Source organism: Methylobacterium aquaticum, from assembly GCF_001043915.1.
In the GTDB taxonomy this organism is placed as follows: Bacteria; Pseudomonadota; Alphaproteobacteria; order Rhizobiales; family Beijerinckiaceae; genus Methylobacterium; species Methylobacterium aquaticum.
In genome coordinates, this window is sequence record NZ_LABX01000326.1 from 1 (window position 1) to 6,365 (window position 6,365).

At 70.3% G+C, this 6,365-nt stretch carries 6 protein-coding genes; 1 reads left to right on the forward strand and 5 read right to left on the reverse strand.

All coding sequences use genetic code 11. The features are described from left to right. Positions 1-219: 219 nt before the first annotated feature. The 3 genes from VP06_RS31145 to VP06_RS31155 form a co-directional block, all read right to left on the reverse strand. Positions 220-600, reverse strand: a complete 381-nt coding sequence (locus VP06_RS31145) for a hypothetical protein (protein ID WP_048467702.1) — start codon at positions 598-600, stop codon at positions 220-222. Between the two features lie 394 nt (positions 601-994). Further along, positions 995-2,410 carry an amidohydrolase gene (locus tag VP06_RS31150; protein WP_048467703.1) on the reverse strand — a complete coding sequence of 472 codons (1,416 nt, stop codon included), beginning with the start codon at positions 2,408-2,410 and terminating at the stop codon, positions 995-997. A 135-nt stretch (positions 2,411-2,545) separates the two neighbouring features. Then, complete coding sequence (locus VP06_RS31155; protein ID WP_082167728.1) at positions 2,546-3,925, reverse strand: NAD(P)/FAD-dependent oxidoreductase; 1,380 nt, start codon at positions 3,923-3,925, stop codon at positions 2,546-2,548. A gap of 331 nt (positions 3,926-4,256) precedes the next feature. Here VP06_RS31155 and cysK point away from each other — a divergent pair, with 331 nt between their 5' ends. Further along, positions 4,257-5,237, forward strand: coding sequence for a cysteine synthase A (gene cysK / locus VP06_RS31160; RefSeq protein WP_048467704.1), 981 nt, complete (start codon positions 4,257-4,259; stop codon positions 5,235-5,237). 94 nt (positions 5,238-5,331) lie between these two features. On the opposite strand, the gene VP06_RS31165 is transcribed toward cysK, so the two are convergent. Both VP06_RS31165 and VP06_RS31170 read right to left on the reverse strand, forming a co-directional pair. After that, positions 5,332-5,622, reverse strand: a complete 291-nt coding sequence (locus VP06_RS31165; RefSeq protein WP_048467705.1) for a hypothetical protein — start codon at positions 5,620-5,622, stop codon at positions 5,332-5,334. A gap of 148 nt (positions 5,623-5,770) precedes the next feature. Continuing rightward, positions 5,771-6,235: an Lrp/AsnC ligand binding domain-containing protein gene (locus VP06_RS31170; protein ID WP_048467706.1), complete on the reverse strand. Its 465-nt coding sequence runs from the start codon at positions 6,233-6,235 to the stop codon at positions 5,771-5,773. Positions 6,236-6,365: the final 130 nt, after the last annotated feature.

The window sequence follows — 6,365 nt, forward strand, 5'->3', positions numbered from 1 at the left end:
CTTGAACGGAAAATGCTCTAGAGAAGCTTCGCGATTGCAATGCGATCGTGAAGCGCTCTAAGTGGGCGAAGCGTTGGCCTGCCAACGCAACTCTGCTTCGCCGGCGGCAGGATCGCGGAGCAGGGAAGCGGACCGCCGCGGGGGCGGCCCCTATCCCATCCCGGCGTCGGAGCCCATGATCTGTCCCGCCTTCGTGACTGGATACCGCCGGCCATCCCGTCAATGAAGCGCGGCCTGTCCTGGCAGATCGACGATCGCTTGCTGCGCCCGCCCTGCCATGTCCAGAATGTCTTTCAGGCTGTTCTGGCGTGAGACGGATGTTTGCAAGGAGCCGGTCGAACTCTGGCTCATCACCGTGAGACCCGTGCCGTCGCCCCTGCTCTTCTGGCTTTCGAGGGCCGCGGCGATCGCCCGCACCAGGTCGGGATCCACGACCGTCTGGGCCTTCACTGTCGCCTGGGACCCGGCTTCGGCGCCCGAGGACGGGGCGGCCGACCGTGCGGACTGATCTGCACGCGCTCCGGCACCGGCCGCGTTCGCGCCCCGCGACGACACTTGCAGCGCGAACAACGCATCCAGCGTCGAGGGCGACACCGTCACGGGTGCTGATGGGGCGTCCGGTCCGGGCCTCTCCTGAGGCGAAGGCCCGGCCGGGCCGACGGCCGCTTTCGCGGAGAGGAGACCGGACGACGACGGAGTGGTGAGAATCTGCCCGAGGAGGGATGTACCCGTAACGATCATGACATGCTCTGTTCCGACCAGCGACGCAGGCTTCGAGCCGGCTCCCGCGAGGCGGGCGCGGTCGCTTCCATCGGAGAGACTTTACGGAACGAGATCTCGCCCGATGGTGAGGCGCGTTGTTAGAATTTGATGCAACCGGCGGAATCCCGGGCATCGGCGACGATCTCCGCCGGGCCCTCCCACCGGTCTCACCCGAAACGGGCGGGCTTCCTCGTCCCGCCAGGCTCACCCGGGCAGGTTCATCCCGCCACGCTCACCCCGCCATATCGAGCGGCGGGGCGAGCCCCGCCGGCAGCGGGCTGACATAGGGCGTGCGCGCCAGCCGCTCGGCATGATCGGCCTTGGCGCGGGCGAGCAGGTCGGGGTCGCGCAGCACGTCCACGGCGGTGCCGGCCATCGCCTTGGCGACGTGGATCATGCCCTTGTGCGCCGCCGGGGTCTTGCCCTGCGCGGTCATCTGCCAGGAATGGCCGGGGGTGCCGATGGCGTAGGTCGCGCCGCGGGCCTGCACGGTCGGCACCGCCCAGCTCACGTCACCGACATCGGTCGAGCCCATCATCCGCTCACCCACCGCGCCGAGAGGCACGATCGTGTCGCAGAGCGGCGCATCCGTCACCGTCACGCCGAAGCGGCGATGGGCCGAGACGATGTCCTCAGCTGTCAGCGTCGCCCGGATCTGTTCGGCGAAGGCCCGGTCCTCGGCATCGAAGGGCGGGGGCCCCAGCCGCATCAGGTTGGCGTGCAGCGCCTGCTCCAGCGGCGGGTTCGCCAAGAGGTTCGACATCGCGCTCACCACCCGGGTCGTCACCGTGGTCTCGGTCATCAGCGCGGCGCCTTGCGCGATCGTCTCCACCCGGGCCGCGAGGGCGAGGAGGCCCGGCAGGTCGGCGGCGCGCACGAGGTAGCGCACGGTGGCGCCGGCCTGGACCACGTTCGGGGCGATGCCGCCGGCATCGAGATAGGCGTAATGCACCCGCGCGTCGCTCGGCATGTGCTCGCGCATGTAGTTCACGCCGACATTCATCAGCTCGACCGCGTCGAGGGCCGAGCGGCCGAGATGCGGGGCGGCGGCTGCGTGCGAGGCCCTGCCCGCGAAGCTGACGTCGAGAAGCTGGATCGCCAGCGAAACCGGCTCCCAGATCGCCACGAACGGGCCCGGATGCCAGGTGATCGCCACGTCGACATCGGAAAAGACGCCGTCGCGCACCATGAAGGTCTTGGCGGCCCCGCCTTCCTCGGCCGGGCAGCCGTAATAGCGCACGCGGCCGGGCAGACCTTGCGCGGCGAGCCAGTCCTTGACCGCGGTGGCGGCAAGCAGCGCGCCGGCGCCGAGCAGGTTGTGACCGCAGCCATGGCCGGCGCCCTCGCCGGGCCGGGGCCGGTGCTCGGCCACGCCCGCCTCCTGGCTCAGGCCCGGCAGCGCGTCGTACTCGCCGAGGAGCGCGATGACCGGGCCGCCCTCCCCGGCCTCGCCCATCATCGCGGTCGGAATGCCGCCGATCCCGTCCGTGACCCGGAAACCCTGGGCGTGGAGCATCGCGGCATGTTCGGCTGCCGAGCGCACCTCCCGGAAGTTGAGTTCCGGCATTTCCCAGACCCGGTCGGAGAGGGCGACGAAGTCCGCCGCATGCGCCTCGACGGCCCGCCAGATCGCCTCGCTGTTGTGCATGTGTCCTCGCGACTCCGGGGTCGTGTTCTTCGGGAGCCCGGTCGTTCCTGCTCCCCGCCCCTTGTCGCACGATGGAGGCCGGGCGCCATGCGCCCGGCTCGGCTCAGGGCTGCGCGGGCCCGCCGCACAGAAACATCAGGGCGGCGGGATGCGGCCGGGCGGGGTGCCGCGGATCAGCGCCATCACGGCCTCGTCGCGCTCGGAGATCAGGCGGGCGCCGCGCTGGAAGCTCAAATAGGCCCAGAGCCAGCGCAAGGTGACGACGAGGCGGTTGTGGAAGCCGACAAGCAGGTAGACGTGGGCGACGCCCCAGACCACCCAGGCCGGGAACCCCTTGAGCTTGACGTGGTCCCACTGCACCACGCCGGAATTGTGCCCGATGATCGCCAGGTTGCCGCGGCTGCGGAAGCGGAACGGCTTCGGCGCCTTGCCGTGCAGGATGCGGTCGCGCAGGGCCCGGCCGAGATAGCGGCCCTGCTGGTCGGCGACCTGCGCGAGGCCCGGCAGGGGCTTGCCGTCCTCGGCCTTGGTCATGGCGAGGTCACCGAGCGCATAGATCCCCGGGCGGCCGATCACCGCTAGGTCGGGTCCCACCGGCACGTGGCCCGCGCGCGTCGTCTCGACCCCGAGCCATTCCCCCGCCGACGAGGCGCGCACGCCCGCCCCCCAGACGATCGTGGCGGCCGGGATCAGCTTGCCCGCCACGGTGACGCCCTCCTCCGATACGTCCTCGACGGCGTGCTCGGTCAGCACCGTGACGCCGAGCCGCTCCAGCGCTTGCCGCGCATAGGCCGACAGGTCCTCCGTGAAGGTGCCGAGCACCCGGGGCGCCGCCTCGATCAGCAGGATCCGGGCCGTCTTCGGGTCGATGCGGCGGAAATCCTGCGACAGGGCGTGGTGGGCGAGGCCCGCGATGGCGCCGGCCATCTCCACCCCGGTCGGGCCACCGCCGATCACCGCGAAGGTCAGCAGCCGCTCGCGGGCGACCGGATCGTCCTCGCGCTCCGCCGCCTCGAAGGCCAGCAGCACCCGGGCCCTGATCCGGCGGGCATCGTCGAGGGTCTTGAGGCCAGGGGCAAAGCGCTCCCATTCCGGGTGGCCGAAATAGCTGTGAGTGGCGCCGGTGGCCAGCACCAGGGTGTCGTAGGGAACGCGGGCGCCGTCGCGCAAGCGCACCGTGCGGCCCTCCGTGTCGACGCCCACGACCTCGCCCATCAGCACGCTGACATTGCGGTCCCAGCGCAGGATCGCCCGGATCGGCTCGGCGATCTCGCCCGGCGCGATCACCGCGGTGGCGACTTGATAGAGCAGCGGCTGGAACAGATGGTGGTTGCGCCGGTCGATCAGCGTGACGGCGATCCCCTCGGCCCCGCCGAGGCCCCGCGCCGTGGTGAGGCCGCCGAACCCGCCACCGACGATCACCACCCGGTGCTGTCCCGCGGCCGCAGGCGGGGCCGTTTGCGCTCTGTCCAGCGGAGCGGGGTCGAGAGGGGTGCGGTGCAGGGTCTCGGACATGCGGCTCTCTCGCGGCTCCCTCGGGCGGTTGCGGCAGCCCGGCCGATGCGCGTTCCCGGAGGACCCGCCGCGCCGGGGCTTGCCGAGGCGACACTGTGACCCAAGGTTACGAGGCTGGCGAGGGCTGCGGGCTGCCCCTTTGTGCCCCCCTGCCGCGGGCTCCGAGCGCTACGAGCCAATCCCGGACCCTTGAACGTCGGTCCGGTGCGTCCCGGACCACTGGACCGCGGCAATTTCACAGCCGAATTTTGTATAAACCGACATACCTCGACGGCAGGCCGGATTTCCGCTACCCGTGCGGCGGACGACGCGCCCTTGAGGGAGAGACATCATGGCCGACGCCACCGCCACCTCGGAGACCGGCCGCCGGATCGGTCACGGCCGGGTCTACGAGTCGATCACCGAGACCATCGGCAACACCCCGCTGGTGCGCCTCAACCGCCTCGCCAAGGAGCGCGGGATCGACGCCGAGATCCTGCTGAAGCTCGAGTTCTTCAATCCGATCTCGTCGGTGAAGGACCGCATCGGCGTCAACATGATCGACGCCATGGAAGCCTCGGGCGTCCTGAAGCCTGGCGGCACCCTGGTGGAGCCGACCTCCGGCAATACCGGCATCGCGCTGGCCTTCGTGGCCGCCGCCCGCGGCTACCGGCTGATCCTGGTGATGCCCGAGACGATGTCGCTCGAGCGGCGCAAGATGCTGGCCTATCTCGGGGCCGAACTGGCGCTGACCCCCGGCCCGCAGGGCATGAAGGGCGCAATCGCCAAGGCCGAGGAACTCCTGGGTGAGATCCCGGGCGCGATCATGCCCCAGCAGTTCAACAACCCGGCGAACCCCGAGATCCACCGCAAGACCACCGCGGAGGAGATCTGGGCCGACACCCAGGGCCAGCTCGACGCCTTCGTGGCGGGCGTGGGCACCGGCGGCACCATCACGGGCGTCGGTCAGGTGATCAAGCAGCGCCTGCCGTCGCTCCGCGTCATCGCGGTCGAGCCGGAGGATTCCCCGGTCCTGTCGGGCGGCCAGCCCGGCCCGCACAAGATCCAGGGCATCGGCGCCGGTTTCGTGCCCGGCGTGCTCGACCGCGGCGTGATCGACGAGGTGGTGACGGTCTCCAACCAGACCGCCTTCGACACTGCCCGCCTGCTCGCCCGGATCGAGGGCATCCCCGGCGGCATCTCGACCGGCGGCAACGTCGCGGCGGCCCTCGAAGTCGCGGCCCGGCCGGAATTCAAGGGCAAGCGGATCGTGACGGTCGCCTGCTCGTTTGCCGAGCGTTACATCTCGTCGGCCCTGTTCGAGGGCCTGTAAGACGTCGAGGGGTGGGGCCGTCCGGGGCCCCACCGTCCCTGACGGCCCGTCCGCGCCGTCGCAGAGGCTCATCCTGACAGGGACGTCGGACCGCCTACGCCACCAATTCGGGGCGACGCTCCTCGTCGCACGCCGCCCGGCGGAACAACGCCGCGCAACGCGACTCGCGGTGGACGCTCAGGATCGACGCCCGGTCGATATCGGGATTGTCGGCCAGGATGCGGCGGACGTCCTCGACGAGCCGGCCGTAACGCTCGGCGTCGTAGCCGCTCTCGAGCGGGCTGACGGCGATATACGCTTCCACCACCAGGACCTTCTCGGCCTTCTCGCGCGAGACTTCGGCGGCGATCCAGGCGGATTTGACGAGACGGTTGGGATTGACCATCGGCGTACCTCCATTCGCGTCGGGCCGCTCTGCGTCGGCTTGGTGAATGCGAGACTGCGACACATTGCGCCCTCTGCCAACTCCGCAGTCGCTGCAAAGCTCCGTTATGTCGCAGGGAAATCATGCGCCAGGCGCATGGGTCGAGGGATTAAAGCGGCAGCACCCCGTCGCTCTTCACCTCCTCCATCACCGCGTAGGTGCGGGTGTTGTTGACCCCCGGCAGCGACAAAAGCCCCTCGCCGAGGAAGCGCCGATAGGCCGGCATGTCGGCGACGCGGGCCTTGACGAGGTAATCGAAGCCGCCCCCGACCATGTGGCATTCCAGCACCTCGGGCGCGCGCCGCACGGCGGCGGCAAAGCGCGCGAAGGCGTCGGGCGTGGTCTTGTCGAGGGAGACCTCGACGAAGACGAGCAGGCTGAGCCCCAGGAGATGCGGATCGAGCCGGGCACCGAACCCCGTGATGACCCCGTCCTTCTGCAACCGGCGCAGCCGCTCGCCGGTGGCGGTGGGCGACAGGCCGACCCGCTCGGCCAGCTCGACGTTCGGGATGCGGCCCTCGCGCTGGAGGATCTTCAGGATCTGCCGATCGACCCGGTCGAGCCCGTCCGTCATTCTCTCTCCGAAACCTCGGTGTTGCCGCCGATCCTGCGGCAATCCGGCGATATGCGCCATCGAAGCGCGGCGAAAGGCCGAATACGCTGAGGATCGTCATCAGCCGCCCGGACCGCCCCGATGCCCGCCC